The 18123-nt window shown below is 74.2% G+C and carries 14 protein-coding genes; 2 read left to right on the top strand and 12 right to left on the bottom strand.

Going from position 1 to position 18123, the window contains the following annotated elements; translation table 11 throughout:
* Positions 1-4: 4 nt before the first annotated feature.
* The gene (locus ESZ52_RS19410) at positions 5-1819 is read right to left on the bottom strand and encodes a peptidoglycan-binding domain-containing protein (RefSeq protein ID WP_202865390.1); all 1815 of its coding nucleotides are present in this window, start codon (positions 1817-1819) and stop codon (positions 5-7) included.
* Positions 1820-2265: 446 nt separating this feature from the next.
* On the opposite strand from ESZ52_RS19410, the gene ESZ52_RS00660 reads away from it, so the two are divergent.
* Positions 2266-4929 carry a cell wall-binding repeat-containing protein gene (locus ESZ52_RS00660; RefSeq protein WP_181010059.1) on the top strand — a complete coding sequence of 888 codons (2664 nt, stop codon included), beginning with the start codon at positions 2266-2268 and terminating at the stop codon, positions 4927-4929.
* Between the two features lie 100 nt (positions 4930-5029).
* Here the strand turns inward: ESZ52_RS00660 and ESZ52_RS00655 are convergent, their stop codons facing one another.
* The 11 genes from ESZ52_RS00655 to ESZ52_RS00600 form a co-directional block, all read right to left on the bottom strand.
* Positions 5030-5872 (bottom strand): TspO/MBR family protein, encoded by an 843-nt coding sequence (locus tag ESZ52_RS00655; RefSeq protein ID WP_131103234.1) that lies wholly within the window; start codon positions 5870-5872, stop codon positions 5030-5032.
* Positions 5873-5951: 79 nt separating this feature from the next.
* A complete protein-coding gene (locus tag ESZ52_RS00650) occupies positions 5952-6932 on the bottom strand; it encodes an ABC transporter substrate-binding protein (RefSeq protein WP_131103233.1) in 981 nt (326 codons plus the stop codon).
* A gap of 142 nt (positions 6933-7074) precedes the next feature.
* Positions 7075-7761 carry an ABC transporter permease gene (locus tag ESZ52_RS00645; protein ID WP_131103232.1) on the bottom strand — a complete coding sequence of 229 codons (687 nt, stop codon included), beginning with the start codon at positions 7759-7761 and terminating at the stop codon, positions 7075-7077.
* Positions 7758-8393: an ABC transporter permease gene (locus tag ESZ52_RS00640; RefSeq protein ID WP_131103231.1), complete on the bottom strand. Its 636-nt coding sequence runs from the start codon at positions 8391-8393 to the stop codon at positions 7758-7760. Before ESZ52_RS00640 ends, ESZ52_RS00645 begins: the two co-directional genes overlap by 4 nt.
* On the bottom strand, positions 8390-9460 hold the full coding sequence (locus ESZ52_RS00635; protein WP_131103230.1) for an ABC transporter ATP-binding protein: 1071 nt from the start codon (positions 9458-9460) through the stop codon (positions 8390-8392). The genes ESZ52_RS00640 and ESZ52_RS00635 overlap by 4 nt, the downstream gene beginning before the upstream one ends.
* Before the next feature lie 9 nt (positions 9461-9469).
* Complete coding sequence (locus ESZ52_RS00630; protein WP_181010060.1) at positions 9470-11872, bottom strand: glycosyltransferase; 2403 nt, start codon at positions 11870-11872, stop codon at positions 9470-9472.
* On the bottom strand, positions 11869-12879 hold the full coding sequence (locus tag ESZ52_RS00620; protein WP_131103227.1) for a WcbI family polysaccharide biosynthesis putative acetyltransferase: 1011 nt from the start codon (positions 12877-12879) through the stop codon (positions 11869-11871). The genes ESZ52_RS00630 and ESZ52_RS00620 overlap by 4 nt, the downstream gene beginning before the upstream one ends.
* Before the next feature lie 2 nt (positions 12880-12881).
* Complete coding sequence (locus tag ESZ52_RS00615) at positions 12882-14021, bottom strand: glycosyltransferase (protein WP_131103226.1); 1140 nt, start codon at positions 14019-14021, stop codon at positions 12882-12884.
* Positions 14018-14887, bottom strand: coding sequence for a glycosyltransferase family 2 protein (locus ESZ52_RS00610; RefSeq protein WP_238154670.1), 870 nt, complete (start codon positions 14885-14887; stop codon positions 14018-14020). The genes ESZ52_RS00615 and ESZ52_RS00610 overlap by 4 nt, the downstream gene beginning before the upstream one ends.
* Positions 14884-15990 (bottom strand): glycosyltransferase, encoded by a 1107-nt coding sequence (locus ESZ52_RS00605; protein ID WP_131103225.1) that lies wholly within the window; start codon positions 15988-15990, stop codon positions 14884-14886. Before ESZ52_RS00605 ends, ESZ52_RS00610 begins: the two co-directional genes overlap by 4 nt.
* Positions 15987-17192 (bottom strand): glycosyltransferase, encoded by a 1206-nt coding sequence (locus tag ESZ52_RS00600; protein WP_202865389.1) that lies wholly within the window; start codon positions 17190-17192, stop codon positions 15987-15989. The genes ESZ52_RS00605 and ESZ52_RS00600 overlap by 4 nt, the downstream gene beginning before the upstream one ends.
* 250 nt (positions 17193-17442) lie before the next feature.
* On the opposite strand from ESZ52_RS00600, the gene ESZ52_RS00595 reads away from it, so the two are divergent.
* Positions 17443-18084 (top strand): response regulator transcription factor, encoded by a 642-nt coding sequence (locus ESZ52_RS00595; protein ID WP_238154671.1) that lies wholly within the window; start codon positions 17443-17445, stop codon positions 18082-18084.
* Positions 18085-18123 lie beyond the last annotated feature (39 nt).

The following is an 18123-nucleotide window of genomic DNA, read 5'->3' as shown; positions in this document are numbered from 1 at the left end:
GGCGTCAGCGCGACGCGTTCGCCAGGGACGCGCGGAACGCGGCGGCACGTTCCCGTTCGGCCTCCTCGGCCTCGCGACGGGCCTGCTCCTCGGCCTTTCGCTCCGCCTCCTCGATCGCCTCGCGCTCCCGCTGGGCCGCCAGCCCCGGGGGCCCGGGTGCGTGGCCGGCCTCGACCGCCTCGACCTCGATCGCCCTCCACGTCGGGCCGTCGACGACGCCGGTCGGCTCCAGCTCGGCGGCCTCCTGGACCTCGCGCACCGCCTCGGCGGTCTTCGGCCCGAAGTCGCCGTCCGCCTCGATGCCCAGCAGCGTCTGCAGGAAGGTGACCGCGCCGCCGGCGTAGGTCGGGACCGGGGCGCCGTCCTCGCCAGACCGCGGCGCCTGCGTCGCCCGGGCACCCTCGGGGTCGGCCACCTGGTCGACATCGCCCTCGCGCAGCTCGAGCTCGCGCACGTCGATGGTCGGGTGGACGGCCCGCTCCAGCAGGGTCCAGGTCAACGGGGTGACGACCGCTGGTCCTTCGCCGCGGCGCTCCGCCTGGATCTGCAGGACCGGGACGGAGTCCTCCCACTCGCGCAGCGCCTCCGCGGTGAGGGGGCCGAAGTCACCGTCCGGCTCGGCACCCAGCGCCTCCTGCAGCAGCACGACCGCCGGACCGGTGTCACCCTCCGTCAGCGTGGTGCGCAGGTAGGGGGTGTACTCGGTCTTCTGCCACTCCTGCGGCAGGAGCTCCTGCAGACCGAGCGCGAGGTCGGGCAGCGTCCAGCCCTGCAGCCCGGCCTGGGTCAGATCGTCCGGCACGCCGGTGGCCGGCACGTCGTGCTCGAGCTGCCACTGCACCAGGGCGTTGCGCGTCGTGGTGTCCAGGACGCCGGTGACCGGGACGCCCAGCTTCTCCTGCAGGGTCGCCAACCCGGTGTCGGCGCCGCCCGGCTGCACCTCGGGCAACCCGGTGAGCGGGGGGAGGAAGTCGGTGCTGGGGCAGGCCTGGCGGCGCGGGAAGACGTGCAGGGCGGAGTACTGGCCGGCGATCTCGCACGGGCCGAGGTCGGGCGAAGTCACGGCCACGCCGGTCCACCACGAGGTGTTCATCTGGGCGCCGTCCCAGGTGAAGGCGAAGTGGATGTGGTCGTCGTGGGGGTGCCCGGCGTAGACCTGCCAGCCGTTCCAGCGGTCCCAGACCTGCCGGTTCCAGATGAGGTTCTCGATGCCGAAGCGGGCGGCCATCTCGCCGTCGTTCTCGGTCAGCCACAGGGCCACGGCGTCGCCGAGGCGGCGGTCCATGGGGTCGTAGGCGTTCAGCGCCCAGTCCAGCGCGCGGCCGTCGTGGTGGAAGCTGTTGTAGGCGACGCACGGACGGGAGCCGCTGTAGGCGGGACGGTCGTAGTGGTCGCCGATGAGCATCGCGAAGGCGGTGATCCCAGGCCGGTCCTGCGGGTCGCAGGAGATCTGCCGGACGTAGGGGCCCAGCTCGTCGACCTCGACGGGCAGGACCTCGTTGACGGGCGGGGCGGGCACGGGAAAGGCCTCGTCGGCGGGGAGAGGGCTGAACGTGGTGGGTCCGGCGGCGTGCCCGTTGGCGACGAAACCCCCGACATAGGTCAGCCCGTTGCCGGGCTCGGCCGGCTGGTCGCCGCCGTCGGCCGGCGGGGCGACAGGCTCGACCGGCTCGACGGGGGGCGCGGGCTGCGCCGGCGCCTCACCCTGCTCGGGGGGAGCCTGCCCGGTGCCGAACGCCGTTGCCTGCCCACCCACGAGCAAACCGCAGGCCAGCAGCACCGTGATGCCGCCTCGTGCGCCCCGCCCCTGGCGGCGCACACCCCCTGGTCCTCGCATACGCCCTACCCCTGGTTCCTCGTCGAGGCGCTCTCGCGCCGGTGCCATCATCGGCCGTCGTCGGCCGCCCATCACTGCATCGTCGTGTCACTGCATCGTCGTGCGACGTCGGGCACCCACGTCGGTGACCGACCCCCTGACCTTATGTCGCCGTGCCGGTCGACGCTAGGGGGGTCGTTGCTTTCGCGCCAACTCCGGGTGAACACTGCGCCGGCCAGCGCCTCAGTCGTCACACCAGTCACACGCGTCACGCCGACCCTGTTGGGCCCCACAACCGGTCGGTTACCTTCGTCCCAGCACACATCGACGCCGATGGGTGCCGTGACCCCCAACGAAAAGAGAACCCCATGTCTCAGCGTAGGTTGGCGCCGCCGCGCGCAGCCTTGGCGGCGACAGCAGCTCTGGCCCTGGTGGCCAGCGGAGCCGCCATGGCATCGTCCACCACCTCCCTGCCAGCGGCCGGAGCACCGGTCGCGACGTCCCCCGCGTCCCCAGCCGAGGACGCGGTCACGACCGGCCGGATCGCCGGCGCGGACCGTTACCAGACGGCCGCGGAGATCGCCCGCGCCTTCCCGGCCGAGGCCGCCGACACGGTGATCATCGCGACCGGCCGCACCTTCCCCGACGCGCTGAGCTCAGCCGTGCCGGCACCGGTCGCGGAGGCCATCACCCACGGCACCTCGAGCGCCGAGGTGCTGATGGCCCAGATGCAGGTGCCGGTGCTGCTGACCCGTCCGGGCTCGCTGCCCGGGCCGACCGCGTCCGCCCTGAGGGACCTGGCACCCAGCAACATCATCGTGATGGGCGGGTCGGAGGCTGTCTCCGCCTCCGTCCTCACCGAGCTGCAGGGGTACGCGGACCAGGTCGTCCGCGTCGCGGGCGCCAACCGCTACGCCACGTCCGCCGCCATCGTCGACGGCTACCCCGAGGGCGTCCCGGTCCTCTTCGTCGCCACCGGCGACGACTTCCCCGACGCGCTGACCGGTGGCGCCGTGGCCGGGCGGGACGGTATGCCGTTGCTGCTCACCGACCCCGACCGCCTGCGGGGCGTCACCGCCGAGGCCATCACCCGCCTGGCGCCGCAGAGCATCGTCGTGCTCGGTGGTTCCGGCGCCCTGTCCGACGAGCGGGTCGCCGAGCTGGCCGAGCTGGTCCCGGACACCACGCGGGTCTTCGGCCCCGACCGCTACGGCACGGCGGCCGCGCTGACGGAGACCTACCAGTTCGACACCGAGGCCTACCTGGCCAGCGGGCACGACTACCCCGACGCCCTCACCGGTGGTGCGCTCGCGGCCTACCACGGGCAGCCGCTGCTGCTGACCCGCCCGGCCGAGGTGCCGGGCGCGACGACGGCCGCCCTGGACCGGATCTCCCCCGAGGGCCTCACCGTCTTCGGCGGGCCGGTCGCCGTCTCCGACGCCGTGACCGGGTCGCTGGACGCGCTGCTCCCGGCCTGGGCGGACGAGATGGTGCTGCAGATGCTGTCCTTCAACGACTACCACGGGCACATCTCGGTCGACGAGGGTGCGCGGCTGTCCCCCGAGCACGACCCGGAGCAGCACGCCGTCGGAGGTGCGGTGAACCTGGCCACCACGCTGGAGATGCTGCGCGTCCGGGCCTTCGAGGGCAAGACGATCACCGTCGCCGCCGGTGACCTCATCGGTGGGTCCACCTTCGTCTCCGGCCTGTTCCAGGACGAGCCGGCGGTGGAGACCCTCAACGTCGCCGGGCTGGACGTCTCCAGCGTCGGCAACCACGAGTTCGACGAGGGCGTCGACGAGCTGCTGCGGATGCAGGACGGCGGCTGCCACCCCGTGCTGGGCTGCTTCATCGAGGACGAGCCCTACCAGGGCGCGGACTTCCAGTGGCTGGCGGCCAACGTCGTCGACAAGGAAACCCGTGAGCCGGTCCTGCCCGCCACCGAGGTCCGCGAGGTCGACGGCGTGGACGTCGGCTTCATCGGGATGACCCTGGAGGACACCCCCAGCCTGGTCAGCCCCGGCGGCGTGGCGACGGTCGACTTCCTCGACGAGGTGGAGACCGCCAACGCCCAGGCCGCCGCCCTGCAGGCCGAAGGGGTCGAGAGCATCGTCGTGCTGCTGCACGAGGGTGGCTACCAGACGGGTACCTACAACGGGTGCGAGGGCATCTCCGGCCCGATCGTGGAGATCGCCGAGCAGCTCGACCCGGCCATCGACGCCGTGGTCACCGGGCACACCCACGAGCCCTACGTCTGCTCCATCCCCGACCCGGACGGCAACGACCGCCTGGTCACCAGCGCCAACCAGTACGCCCGCGTCGTCACCGAGACCGCGCTGGTCATCAGCCGCAGCACCGGTGACGTCGTGCGCGACAGCACCTGGGCGGACAACCGCCTCGTGCTCCAGTCCGTGCCCGACCACCCGGTGGTGGCCGAGGTCGTGGCCAAGTGGGAGGCGCTGGCGGACGTCGTCGCCGGCACCGTCGTGGGCACCATCGCCGAGGACATCACCGGTGACGCCGGTGGTGACCGCGGCATCGAGACGCCGATGGCCAACGTGGTCGCCGACTCCATCCTCTGGGGCACCTCAGCCCCCGAGGACGGCGGTGCGCAGATCTCCTTCATGAACGTCGGCGGCGTGCGGGCCAGCCTCGTCTACGACCAGATCAGCAACGAGGAGGAGCCGGGCGAGGTCACCTACCAGGAGGCCTACAACGTCATGCCCTTCGGCAACATCCTGGTCTCCATCGACCTCACCGGGGCCGACATCAAGGCCGTCCTGGAGCAGCAGTACGTCCCCGGCCGTGGTCGCGAGTACCTCGCGCTGGGCGTCAGCGAGGGCTTCACCTACACCTGGGACGACGCGCAGCCCGAGGGCAGCAAGGTCGGCACCATGGAGCTGAACGGTGAGCCGATCGACCTGGAAGAGACCTACCGGGTCTCGACGCTGAACTTCCTGGCCGAGGGCGGCGACGACTTCACCGCCTTCACCAACGGGACCAACCTGCTGGGCGGCCCGGAGGACCTGGCCAACCTGGTCGGCTACCTGGGTGAGAACCCCGGGCTGACCGCTCCGGAGGACCGTCGCCAGGAGGTCACCCCCGAGCCGTAGGACGTGGCGCCGGCCGCGACCGGCGACCGGACCTGGCACCGACGCGAGAGCCCGCCACCGCTAGCAGCGGTGGCGGGCTCTCCGCATACCCTCAGGGGCCTCAGGCTCGGACCTCGGCGCGGCGGCGCTGCGGGAGGAGGAAGACGACCAGCAGGCCGACGACGCACAGGGCGGCGAAGGCGGCGGCATACCCGACCACCGTGTTCTCCAGGTCGCCGGTGAACCGGCCCCAGGACACCCAGGACAGGCCCCAGACGACGGCCGCGGCGAGCGCCGTGCGGAAGACCTGCTGCCGGGTGCGGCTGAGCAGGAAGGCGACCAGCCCGACCACGACGAGCAGCACGGCGACCGTGGTGATCGTGGGGCCGGTGCCGTCCTCGGGCACCCCGAGCCCCACCAGCCAGGAGGCGATGTTGGCGCAGGTCGCGACGCAGATCCAGCCCAGGTAGAGGCCGAAGGTGACCGAGACGGACACGGTCGGCGCCCACCCTTCGCCCGGCAGGGTGGCCGTGCGCGCCAGGACGAACCCGAGCGAGGCCGCGATGCCGAGGATGACCAGCACCGACACCAGGACCCAGTCGGCGAAGACGACCACGAGCCAGATCCCGTTCAGGGCGATGGACGCGGCCGCGGGCAGCCGCGTCACCGCCGCCCAGCGGGAGTCGGCCGCCACCCACTGCCAGATGACGTAGGCACCGAGCAGGACGTAGATCACCGACCAGATGGAGAACGCGGGCCCGTCCGGGGCGATCAGCGTCGTGCTGTCGGTAAACAGCCCGTCGCCCTGGTCGCTGACCCCGTCGTCGCTGCCGATGAGGCCGCTGCCGAACAGGTTCCCGACCACCCAGATCACCGCGGCCACCGTCACCAGGATCTGGTCGCGGCGCAGGGTCGACGGGCGAGATGCGGGTGGGGAGGAGGTCCAGGTATGGCGTGTGCTCATCCAGCCACGCTAGCCAGCCCGGACCCGGGTGTCAGGGTGTAGCGGTTCTCGGGCCCGGCGGGACGTCCGGCCGGGCGCGTCAGAGGTGCTCGTCGACGAACTCCCTGGCCACGTCGGCGGGAGCCTGCCCGTCACTGAGGACCTGCACCATCATCGCGGTGAGGTTCTCCGTGGTCAGGGCCGCGGAGACCGCGTCGAGCGTCTGCTCCACCGTGTCGTCGACGACGTCGGTGGAGGCCAGCGGCACCACGTTCTGCGCGGCGAAGAGGCTCTCGGGGTCCTCCAGCACCACGAAGCCGTTCTCCTCGATCGCCGGGTCGGTGGTGAAGATGTTGGCGGCGTCGACCTGACCGCTGGCCAGGGCCTGGACGCTGAGGTTGCCGCCCGCCGACAGGGAGCGGAACGAGCCGAACACCACGCCGTAGACGCGCTCGAGCCCGGCCACGCCGTTGGGTCGCGACTCGAACTCCGGCGGGCCGCCCAGCGACATCTCGCCGGCGACGTCGGCCAGGTCGCCGATCTGGTTCAGCCCGTGCTCCTGAGCGGTCTGAGAGCTGACCACGATCGCGTCCTTGTTCTCGGCCTCGCTGTGCTCCAGCAGCGTCAGCCCCTCGGGCAGGTTCGCCTCCACGTCCGCCCGCACGTCCTCCGTCGAGGTCGCGGTGATCTCCGGGTTGAGCCAGGTACCCAGGCCGCCGAGGTACTCCGGGATGAGGTCGATGGAGCCGTCCTGCAGCCCGGGCAGGTAGGTCTCGCGGTTGCCGATGTTGAGCCGGGTGTCGACCTCGACCCCGGCGTCGGACAGCGCCGCCGCGTAGATCTCGGCGAGCAGCTCGTTCTCCGGGAAGTTCGCCGAGCCGATGGTGACCCCACCGCCCTCGGCGGTCACCGGTTCCCCGGGTGAGGCACCGTCGTCGGTGCCTTCGCTGTCGCCCGTGCCGTTGTCCGCGTCCGCGCCGCTGTCGTTGCCGGCGTCCTCGAGGGGGTCGTCACCGGCCCCACAACCGGCCAGCCCGAGGGCAGCGGTCAGCGTCAGGGCGATCATCGTGGTGCGGCGCATGGCGTCCTCCTGGTCGGCGGCTCCCACGGTGGCACGGGCAGCGGGTGGCGCGCCACCGGAAACTTCCGGCGGCGCCACCTCGTACCTGCCCCGACCCACCTCGAGCTGGTCGCTGTGCGCCTCGAGCTCGGTCAGGCGCGGCTCACCGCGCGCGTGCCCGCAGGCCGGGCGAGACCGCGAGCCGCTGCCCGCCGGCGAGCACCAGGTCGACCATCAGGGCAAGGGCGGCGACGGTGAGGGCGCCGCCGGCCATCTCCTCGTAGCGGCGCGCGGCCTGCCCGTCGATGAGGAACCGGCCCAGCCCGCCGACCCCGACGACGGCCGCGATCGTGGCGGTGGCGATGATCTGCATCATCGCCGCACGGACGCCGGAGAGCAGGAGCGGCAGCGCGGCCGGGAGCTCGACCTGGCGCAGCACCTGGCCGCCCGTCATCCCGACCCCGCGGGCGGCGTCCCGGGCCGCGGGGTCCACGGACTCCACGCCGGCGTAGGTGCCGGACAGGATCGGCGGGACCGCGAGCAGGACCAGGACGATGATCACCGGCGCCTCGAAGGCCAGCTCGCCCCGCAGCCGCGGCAGCAGCAGCATGATCGCGATGAAGAGCACGCCGAGGCTGGGGATCGCACGGAAGGCCCCGGCGAGGTTGATCGCCAGCCAGCGGCCGCGGCCGGTGTGCCCGATGTAGAGGCCGACAGGGACGGCGAGCACCGCGGCCAGGAGCAGGGAGACCAGGGAGATCCGCAGGTGGGTCGCGGCCTGGGCCAGGATCCCACCCGGGCCGCTCCACGATCCCGCGTCGGTCAGCCACTGCCAGGTCAGCTCGATCATCGTGCCGCCCGCAGCCAGGGGGTCAGCAGCCGGGAGCCCAGCGCGATCGCCAGGTCCAGCGCCAGGGCCAGCGCCACGCTCGCCACGACGCCGACGACGATCGGGTCCAGGGTGTTGCGGTTGAAGCCCTGGGTGAACAGGCTGCCCAGCTGGCTGACCCCGATGAGCGCCGCGACCGAGACCATCGAGACGTTGCTCACCGCCGCGACCCGCAGCCCGGCGGTGAGGACGGGGACCGCGAGCGGCAGGTCGACGACGAGCGTGCGCCGCAGCTCGCCGTAGCCCATGGCGGTCGCCGCCTGGCGGGTCACCGAGGGCACCGAGGCGAACCCGTCCGCGACGGTCCGGGTCAGCAGCGCCACGGTGTAGACGGTCAGGGCGATGAGCACGTTGGAGTCGTCGAGGATCCGGGCACCGGTGATGAGCGGCAGGATGACGAACAGCGCCAGGGACGGAATGGTGTACAGCAGGCCGGTGCCGGCCACGATGGTCGGGGCTGCCCAGCGGTAGCGAGCCGCCGCCCAGCCCAGCGGCAGCGCGATGGCCAGTCCGCACACCAGGGGCACCACGGCCAGGTAGAGGTGCCGCAGGGACAGGTCCAGCAGGGTGGACCAGGCGACCCCGCCGATCACCGCCGCGCGTCCCTGTCCAGGGCGGCGAGGACGTCGTCGGCACCGACCACGCCGGCCAGGCGTCCCTGTGCGTCGACGACCACGCCCTGACCGCTGGGGGAGGACAGGGCTGCGTCCAGGAGCAGCCGGGCGCTGTCCCCCACCCGCGCGACGTTGCCGAACCGCTGCAGCCGCTCCTCCCGCACGGGACCGCCCCAGCCGGTGGCCTCCACCCAGCCCAGCGGCATACCCTCCGCGTCCACGACCAGCACCCAGCCGGCACCTGCGTGCACGCTGGACCCCAGCCGCACCGTGTCGACCGGCCGGGGCGCGACCGGCACCCGGGTGAAGCCCAGCGCGCGGTACCCCCGGTCCTTGCCGACGAAGCCCGCGACGAAGTCGTCGGCGGGGTGGGCCAGCAGCTCCGCCGGGCTGGCGAGCTGGGCCAGCCGCCCGCCCTGGCGCAGCACGGCGACCTGGTCACCCAGCAGCAGGGCCTCGTCGATGTCGTGCGTCACGAGCAGGATGGTGATGCCCAGCTCGCGCTGCAGCCGGCGCACCTCCTCCTGCAGGTCGGCCCGCACGACCGGGTCCACCGCGCTGAACGGCTCGTCCATGAGCACGACCTCCGGGCCGCTGGCGAGCGCACGGGCCACGCCGACCCGCTGCTGCTGGCCGCCGGAGAGCTGGGCGGGGTAGCGGCGCGCCTGGTCGGCCGTGAGCCCCACCGTCTCGATCGCCGTCATCGCCGCGGCCCGGGCCCGGGCGCGGTCCCAGCCGAGCAGCCGGGGCACGGTCATGACGTTGGCCAGGACCGTGCGGTGCGGGAAGAGACCCGCGTGCTGGATGACGTAGCCGATCGAGCGCCGCAGCTGCGCCGGGTCGCGCCGGGAGATGTCCTCGTCGTCGATGAGGAGGCGACCCTGCGTGGGCTCCACCATCCGGTTGACCATCCGCAGGCTCGTGGTCTTGCCGCAGCCGGAGGGCCCGACGAAGCAGGTGATCTCGCCCCGGCGCACCTCCAGGCTCAGGTCGTCCACGGCGACCGTCGGCCCGTAGCGCTTCGTCACTGCCTCGAAGCGGATCACCGGCTCACCCTACGGCCGGTCCTGCCGCCACCGCTCCACCATGACCTCCGGCGGCACCGGCTCCACCCAGGCCCGTGGGAGCCAGACCGGTGGCAGCTGCTCCCCGTGCAGGTCGACCCGGCCCCGGTGCCGCTGGGCCGTCACCCGCACGCCGGAGCTGTCGGAGCCCACCAGCGGGGAGCTCGGCGGGGACACGGTCGCCGTCAGGTCGAGGGGGTATGCCGTCCACGGCACCCTGGTCACCGCCACCGGCCGGGTCACCTCGATCGTGGCCCGGGCCCGGGCCAGGACCGTCGCGTCCGCGCAACCGGGGCGCACGCGCGGATCGAGGAGCTGGTCAGGCAGCGACGACGGCTCCACCCAGACGCCGACGTCGCCGAGCCGCAGCAGTGCCTCGACGACCACGACGACCTGGCCCGGTGTCCACCCCCTCGACCGGACCACCGCCGCGACGTCTGGCTGGGGGTGCGTCCAGCCCCGGCCTCGGACCAGGGGGTGCGGCAGCAGGGGCGAGAGCCGCAGGGTCTCGACGTTCTTGACCGCGGCGACCTGCTCGGCCCGCCCGGCCAGGTCCGGCCCGTCGTGCCAGGCGACGGCCTCGGGCACGTGGCGCAGGTCGGCGCCGGCCAGCCAGCAGCGCCAGGCCAGCTCCCAGTCCTCCCCTCCGTACCCGGTCAGGCGCTCCTCGAACCCGCCGGCCGCGTCCCAGACCGACCGCGACAGCGCCATCACCGCGGAGATGACGAACCGGAACGAGCCGTCGTCCGCGGCGCGCAGGTGGTCGCTCGCCCGGTAGCCCTCGTCCAGCCAGGCCGGCTCCGGCAGCTCGTCCTGCGGTGCCGGCGGCCACGCTCCCGTCAGGTGCGCGTGCCGCCGACGGCCGACGGCCAGGGTGGGCGCCCGCAGGCAGGCGCGCTGCAGGGCGGCGACGTAGGCGTCCTCGGGGACGGTGTCACCGTCCAGGAAGCACAGCACCCGCCCGCGGGAGTGCCGTGCGCCCAGGTTGCGCGCCGCGGCGGCCCGGAACCCGTCGCGGTGCTGACGGACCACCCGGAGAGACCGGATCGCGCCGGGGGTGGGGTGCTCGTCGAGGTCGACACCGGGGCCGGCGCCGACGTCGGGTGCCCGCGGGGAGCCGTCGTCGGCGACGACCACCTCCAGGCCACCCGCCACGCCGGTCTGCGCCCGCAGGCGGGCAAGGATCAGGTCCAGCATCCGCTGGTCCCGGTAGTAGGGGATGACCACCGACACGGCCGGCCGGGTGGCCACCTCGTGCAGCGCGGCCGCGGCCTCCGCCCAGCTCGGCCCGAGCGGCGTCCCGTCGAGCATGGTCGTGGCAGCATCGGTGAGGGCATCGGCGAGGGCGTCGGCGATCGCGCGGGCCAGCTCGGTGGGTCGGACGACCCGGACGGCTCCGGGCAACCGGCTCGCCAGCTCCTCGGTGTACCGAGAGCTGAGCACGAGGGGCCGGCGGCCCGCGGCGAGCCAGGTCGCGACAGAGCCCGAGGCGGAGACGTGCCGGTGGGCCGCGACCGGGACGGTCGCCGCGTCGACGGCGAGGAGCCGGGGCAGGTCCGCGTCGTCCACCCAGCCGCTCGTGGACCAGGTGACCCCGGCCGCCGCCGCACGCGCCTCCAGCTGCTCGAGGAGATCCTCGTGCCCCTCCGAGGCCCGGCCGAGGTTGCGCACCTCGATCCGCCGCCCGGCGAACCGGGGGTCGCGGGCGGCCAGGGCGGTCGCGTCGACCACCTCCTCCAGCCCCTTGCCCGGGTAGACGAAACCCAGCGTCACGACCGTGAGCACCCCGTCACCAGGGTCGGCGGGGTCACCAGGGTCGGCGGGGTCATCAGGGTCGTCGGGGTCGTCAGGGTCATCGGGGACGAGGTCGGCACCGTGGGCATGACCGGCCCGGTCACGCCCCGCGACCCGCTCGATGGGAAGCGGCACCACCTGGGTCCGGGACAGCACCGCCTCGGCCTGCCGGGGACAGGCCCAGCGCAGGACGGCGGCGAGCAGCAGCCGCTCGTGGCGGCTGGCGACGACCACCTCGTCGGCGGAGGCGGCCAGCAGCGCGTACAGGCGTGAACGGGCCGGGCGAGTGCGCCCGTCGGAGCGCTGCGGCAGGTCGTGCAGGACGACGGTGAGCCGGGCGACGCCCGCGACGAGCCGGCGCCAGGTGGACGTGGCCCTGGCCGGGTCCCCGGCGACGAGCCGGTCGGTCACCTGCACCGCGGCGACCCGACCCTCCAGGGCCCCGTCCCGCACCTCGTCCAACCGGGCGCAGCGCAGCAGCTCGACGCCTCCGCCGTGCGCGGCGGCGAGGTGCCGCTGCAGCCCCAGCCCGTGCCGCGTCACCCCGTGCTGCTCCGGCCCCGGCACCACGTGCAGCAGCGGGTCGTCCTGCCCGGTCACGGCCTCCATCCCAGGCGGCGCAGCACGGCACCCTTCTTCTCCAGGCCGACCTCCACGACGCGGGGATGGGCGGCGTAGAACTCCTCGTGGGCCGCAGCCACCTCCTCGTCGCTGACCTGCCTGCCCCCGACGACCCAGGCGGTCCGCTCCGCCGCGGGATCGTGGTCGAGGGCGTCGAGCACCTCCGGTCGCAGCGGGGTCATCACCTCCGAGAGCAGGATCCGCCCCGGGTCGCGGACCGTGCCTCCCGCGCCGACCTCGTCGAGCACCCGCTGGGCCAGCGCCAGCAGCACCGGGTTGCCGGGGTGGTCCACCGTCCAGCCCGCCTCGGCCCCGCTGCTGCGCACGACGTCGCTGATCACCAGCGAGCCCTGCTCGCTCTCCCGGCGGGCCAGCTCGGCGATGGAGGCCTCCGCTCCCGCGCGCACCGCGGTCGCCGGCACCTCCGCGGGTCCGCTCCAGCCGCCGGCCTTCCCGAGCCGCCGCACGTCGTGGTAGGGCACGAGCGGTGGGTCGCTCACCCGCGGGTCCTCGTGGCGGACCAGCACCTGCTCGGGGTAGAGCGCGGTGCAGAAGTAGTTCGGGACCCGCACCACCCGGGCGCCGCGCCGCAGCCGGGCAGCGACCTGGCCGGTCCCCAGGGGCAGGCCGCGGTAACCCTCGCCCACGGACTGGGCCACCAGGACGTCGGCCCAGGCCAGCAGCCGGTCCAGCTGAGGCAGGTCCTGCAGGGTCAGCTCGTGCACCGGGGGCATCCGGACCGACTGCACCGAGCCGGCCGTGTCCAGGCTGACCCGCAGGGCCTCGGCCTGGCAGTTGCCGTAGACCAGGACCCGCGGTGCGTGCTCATCCGCCTGCCCGTCCGTGCGTGCCTCGGTGCGTCCTTCCCCGCGGCGGCCGCCGGTCCCGCGCGCGGCGCCGGTGCTCCCCCTGCCGGACCGCGGGCCGGGCAGCCGCTCCAGCCCGTAGAACGCGCCGTAGTGCCGCATGCGCCGGTCGGGGGCCATGGCTACACCAGTTCCGCCGCCGCGTCCACCCGGTCACCCTCCACGACGGCGGCATACACCCCCGCGTGCATCGCGGCGATCTGTCGCCGCTGGTCCTCCCGCCAGTCCCGGGTGCACGCCTGGGGCGGCCTGTCCGCGGCCTGCGCGAGCAGGCCGACGAGCTCACCGGTCAGCTGCCGTGGGGGCAGCGCGACATCGAGGGACATGCCCCGATCATCCCAAATGAGCACCGTGCCCGCACCCTGCTCCGCCAGGTGCCCCACGTCGGGCGCGAGCGCCCACGTGCCCAGATCGCGACAGGCCTCCACCCAGCCGGAGTGGGTCCCCCAGGCGTACGGCAGCACCGAGACGTCCAGCCCGGCCAGGTAGTCCCACAGCCCCTCGTCGTCGAGACGGGGCGCGAGCACCATGCTCACGCCCGGGGGCGGCGCGGCGGCATGGCGCCGCCACCAGGCCGCCACCTGCCGGTCGTGCCGGGCCGCAGCCGGGTCCAGCACCTCCGGGTGGGCCCGGACCTCGAGCTCGACCGCGGTCCCCGCGTCACGCAGCACCGCGACCGCCTCGACGAGTGCGGGCAGCAGCGGCATCGGCGCAAGGTTGGTGCGCAGGCTCTTCAGGTGCACCCCCACCCGCAGGGGACGGGGACGGGCGGGCACCGCCCGGCCGATCCGGTCCAGCGGTGCGACGTGCGGGTGGGGGACGACGAGCGGCCGGCGGCCGAAGTCCCGTTCGACGACCCCGGCGGCGCCCTCGGTGAGGGTCAGCAGACCGTCGGCCCCCTCGACCAGCAGCGCGAGGTGCTCGCGGTGGCGCGACTGGTCCACCAGGTGCGGGTGGTCGATGTCGTGCACGGTGTAGACCAGCGGCAGGCCCGCCCCACGCACCGCCCGCAGCCACCTGGCGAGCTGAGCGGTGCTGCGGCCCTCGGTGCCGAAGTGCAGGTGGAGGACGTCCTGCTCCGAGGCGTGCCTGTGCACCCACTCCACCTCCAGGGCCGGGTGCGGCCACCACTGCCCGGCCGGTGCCCCTGGCACCGGGGGGTCGGGCAGGTGGACCACCTCCCGGCCCGGGTCGTCGACGGGCAGCAGGTGCTCCACGTAGGCGTGCGCCGCCGGCACCTGGCGGACGCGCAGCGGGGTCACGGGGTCACCCGCCAGCGACCGCTCTCGTCCGGTGCTGCCAGGCCCCGCTCGCGGAACCCCTCGAGCCAGCCCTCCATCGGCCACCAGCCCCAGCGGTCGGCGAACACGCCGGCGTTGCGGACCACGGACTCGAGCTGGTTCAACGGGGGCGACGGGGAGGGGTGGTGCTGGTGGTAGGCCGTGGCCCCGCCCACCCAGGTCAGGCTGCCGCCGCGCGCAGCGACGACCTGGGCGAAGTCCGTGTCCTCCCCGCCGTAGCCCACGTAGTCGGGGCAGAAGCCGCCGGTCGCCCAGAAGTCGGTCACGGTCATCGCGAAGGACAGGGACCAGAACCGGGTGAGGTCGGGCTCGGGCCGGCTGTCCCCGGGGGCCAGCCGGACCCGGTCCGACCGGTGCTGGCCGGCCTCGGACAGTCGGGCCAGGGTCCCGGTCCAGTCACGCTGGCCGGGCGCCAGCGGCGGCAGGTAGGCGACGTCACCGCCGAGCATCGCCGGCGAGGGACGCCGCTCGGCCAGGTCCGCCAGCGCGTCGGCGTAGGCGGCCACCGTCGAGGGACCGGGGATGCAGTCGACGTCGAGGAAGATGAGCTGGTCGGCGCCCTGCGCGGTGGCCTCGGCCGCCGCCTGGTTGCGGGCCGCCGCCAACGGCAGGCCGCACGGGTCCGCCGGCACGTCGACGACCGTCAGACGCGTGGGCCCCTCCCCCCAGGCCTCGGTGGCGACCCGGGTGATGCCCGGGTCGTCCATGGCGGCCACGACGTGCATGTCCGGCACCCGGGACCCCTGCGCGAGCCCGGCGATCTGGCCGCGCAGGTGGTCGTGCCGGCCGTGGGCGATGGTGAGGACGGCGACCAGCTGGTCGGTCACGAGGCTCTCCGCTGCACGTCGGCGGGGCCGAGGCGACGGGCCAGGTCCTCCAGCCGGGCAGCGGCGTGCATGGCCCCGTCGGCGCCCCAGACCGACCAGCCGTCGCCGCCCCGGCCCAGGGCCCGCTCCAGCAGCTCGGGCCAGCGGTGCTCCCGCGGCCAGCCGTACCCGACCGCGGCCAGCCCGAGACGGTCCAGGGCGTGCACGGTCGCGTCCTGCTCCTCGTAGGGCCGGGGCTGGGCCAGCACCACGGCCGGGCGCCGGGCCCAGGCAACGTCGGCGACGCTGCCCTGACCGGCGTGCGTGACGACGACGTCGGCGGCGGCCAGCTCCGCCGGCAGGTCGGCGGCGGGGGGGAAGCCACCCCCGCACACCGTCCACTCCCAGCCGGGAGTGGTGGCACGGGCACGCTCGATGTCGTCCGGCGACAGCGGGTCACCACCCTGCCCCCACAGCACCAGCACCCGGCGGTCGCCCCGGTCGGCATGACCCGCTGCCGAGCGCCGGTCCGTCCCCGTCGCCCCAGAGTCGCCAGCGGCTCCCACCTCCCTGGATGGTGCTGCCGGTCGCCCGGTGAGCGAGGCCAGGGCGCTGATCCCGCCCACGTGCCAGGTCTTCTCCCACCAGTCCGCGTGCCAGCCGGTGTCGGGGTGAGCGGCGTAGGGCCACGGGGCCAGGAGCGCCTCCGCGGCGTCGTAGGCCAGGGCGTGCACGCTGTCCGTACGGTCCCCCGGCATGGCCCCGACGACGACCGGGATGCCGCACAACCGCGCCAGGAGCGCGACCTCGACGGACACGTCGACCACGAGCAGCGCGGGCCGCTCGCGCGCGAGCCGGTCCACGATCTGCCACTGCCGCTGCAGGAGCCCGGGGTGATGCCGGGGGACCCAGTGCAGGGTCTCGCCGGCAGAGACGTCAGCGAGCGCGGGATCCTCGACGGCAGGGTCGTCGTCGCGGGCCAGCTCCACCCAGTCCCCGGGCCAGCCCTCCGGCGCGGGCCCGCTGCCGAGCCCGGTCACCGGCAGCGTCAGCGCCCGGGCCACGGCGGTGGCTCGTCGCCGGTGGCCCTGACCCTGGTGGTGCACGTAGTAGGCGATCCTCATCGGACCCCCTGCGCCGGGATGGGCCGCCGACCCACGAGCGACACGCCGCGACGGTCTGTGCCCGCCGTCCCGGCTGTCTGCGCCGCCCCGGCGGCCTCCCCCGTCCCGTCGGCGATGATCTGCTCGTACAACCGCACGTAGTCGTCGACCATCCGGTCCACCGAGTGGTGGGTGACGGCATACCGGCGGCAGTCCTCCCGGGAGAGCGCCAGCACCTCCGGCAGCACCGCGGCACCGTGGGCCACGATCTGGGCGGCGACCTCCTCCTCGGCCAGCGAGCCGTCCGGCACGGGCACGAGCCGGCCGACGTCCGGCCCCACGACCTCGGGCAGGCCGCCCCGGGCCAGCGCGAGGACGGGCGTGCCGCAGGCGAGCGCCTCGGCAGCCACCAGCCCGTAGGGCTCGTCCCAGGCCGGCGTCACCAGCGCTGCCGCGCTCGTCCCCACGAGCTCGGCGAGGTCCGGGGCTCGCAGGTGCCCGGCATACTCCACCTCCGGCCCGCACAGCGGCTGGACCACCTCGCGGAAGTACTCCTCGTCGGAGACGGGACCGGCCAGCACGAGGGGCATCCCCGCGGCGCGGGCGATCCGCACCGCCAGATGTGGGGCCTTCTCGGGCACGATCCGGCCCGACCAGACCAGCCGCTGCCCACCCGGGCCGGGCTGCCACGTCCGCGTGTCGACGCCGTTGGCGACCACCTGGGCAGGCAGCAGGTGGGACCAGGCGCGAGCGGTATGGCGGCTCACCGCACTGGCGTGCACCGGCGGGCCGGGCACGGCGCGGGCGCTGACCAGCGCCGACTCCAGCCACGGCGTGGGAGGGGTATGCAGCGTCAGCACGGTGGGGACGGGCAGGGTGGGGGCCATCGCGGTCGGCAGGTAGTGCAGGGAGTGGTTGTTGACGATGTCGACGTCGTGCCGTGCGGCGAGGGCGAGCATGAGGCTCAGGTAGGAGTGGTGCCGCTGCATCCAGCCCGCCTCGGGCATCGAGACGTCCTGCCGGGCGGCCGGCGACAGCTGCAGCTGGTCGGGCCACAGGTGCTCCACGCCGGGGATCGGCTCCGAGCCCCTCGCCGCGAAGACGCTGACCCGGTGGCCCCGGGCGACGAGGCCGTGGACCAGGTGCCAGGTCAGCGACTCCAGGCCGCCGGCGAAGGGCTGGCTGATCGGGTGCCGCGTGTGCGCGATGACGACGACGTGCACGACGCTCCCCTCCTGTGATCGGCCCGGACAACCATGGTGCCCCTGCAGCGGGTAGGACAGGAGCACCGGTCCCCGGGATGCACCCGGGTCGACGTTCAGTGTCGGTCGGGACCCCATCCGGGTCCACCTGAAGCGTGACGTGCGGCGATGCAGCACCACGTCTGCTGCCGGTCTGCTGCCGGTCTGCTGCGGGTCTTCTTTCGGTCTGCTTTCGGGTGGCCCCGCACGGCTGCGGGCTAGGATCCCCGGTGTGAGTCCCGTGACCGTTGCCCTCCGCGATGACTATGACGTGGTCGTGCACGGCCTGGAGGCCATGCTGGCCCCCTTCGCCGACCGGGTGCAGGTGGTCGAGCTCAACGTGGACACCGCCACGGTCACCCCGGTGGACGTCACGCTCTACGACACCTTCGCCCAGAGCCAGGCCGACTCCGAGGACATCAGCAGGATCGTCGAGAACCCCACCAACGGGCGGGTCGTCGTCTACTCCTGGAACGCCCAGCCCGAGCTGGTGCGACAGGCCCTGGAGCGGGGCTGCGCCGGCTACGTGGACAAGTCCACCGGCGCGGAGGAGCTGGTGGCGGCGATCGAGCGGATCGCCGCCGGGGAGGTGGTCACCCTCACCCCTCGGCCCGAGCCCAGCGGCGAGACGCCCTACGGCACCTGGCCCGGCAAGGAGCACGGCCTGTCCGCGCGCGAGGCGGAGATCCTGGCGCTGATCACCCAGGGCATGACCAACGAGGGCATCGCCGCTCGGGCCTACCTGTCGATCAACACGGTGAAGTCCTACATCCGCACGGCCTACCGCAAGATCGGGGTGACCCGCCGCAGCCAGGCCGTGCGCTGGGGCATGGAGCACGGGATGCTCCCGGACCACACCCGCGAGCTGCGCTGACCGCCCCTGCGGGGGCCGACAGGACGGAACACCGAGCGC

Source organism: Ornithinimicrobium sufpigmenti, assembly GCF_004322775.1.
GTDB classification, from domain to species: Bacteria; Actinomycetota; Actinomycetes; order Actinomycetales; family Dermatophilaceae; genus Ornithinicoccus; species Ornithinicoccus sufpigmenti.
Note: the sequence above shows the minus strand (reverse complement) of the source record. Positions and strands in the feature narration are given on the sequence as shown.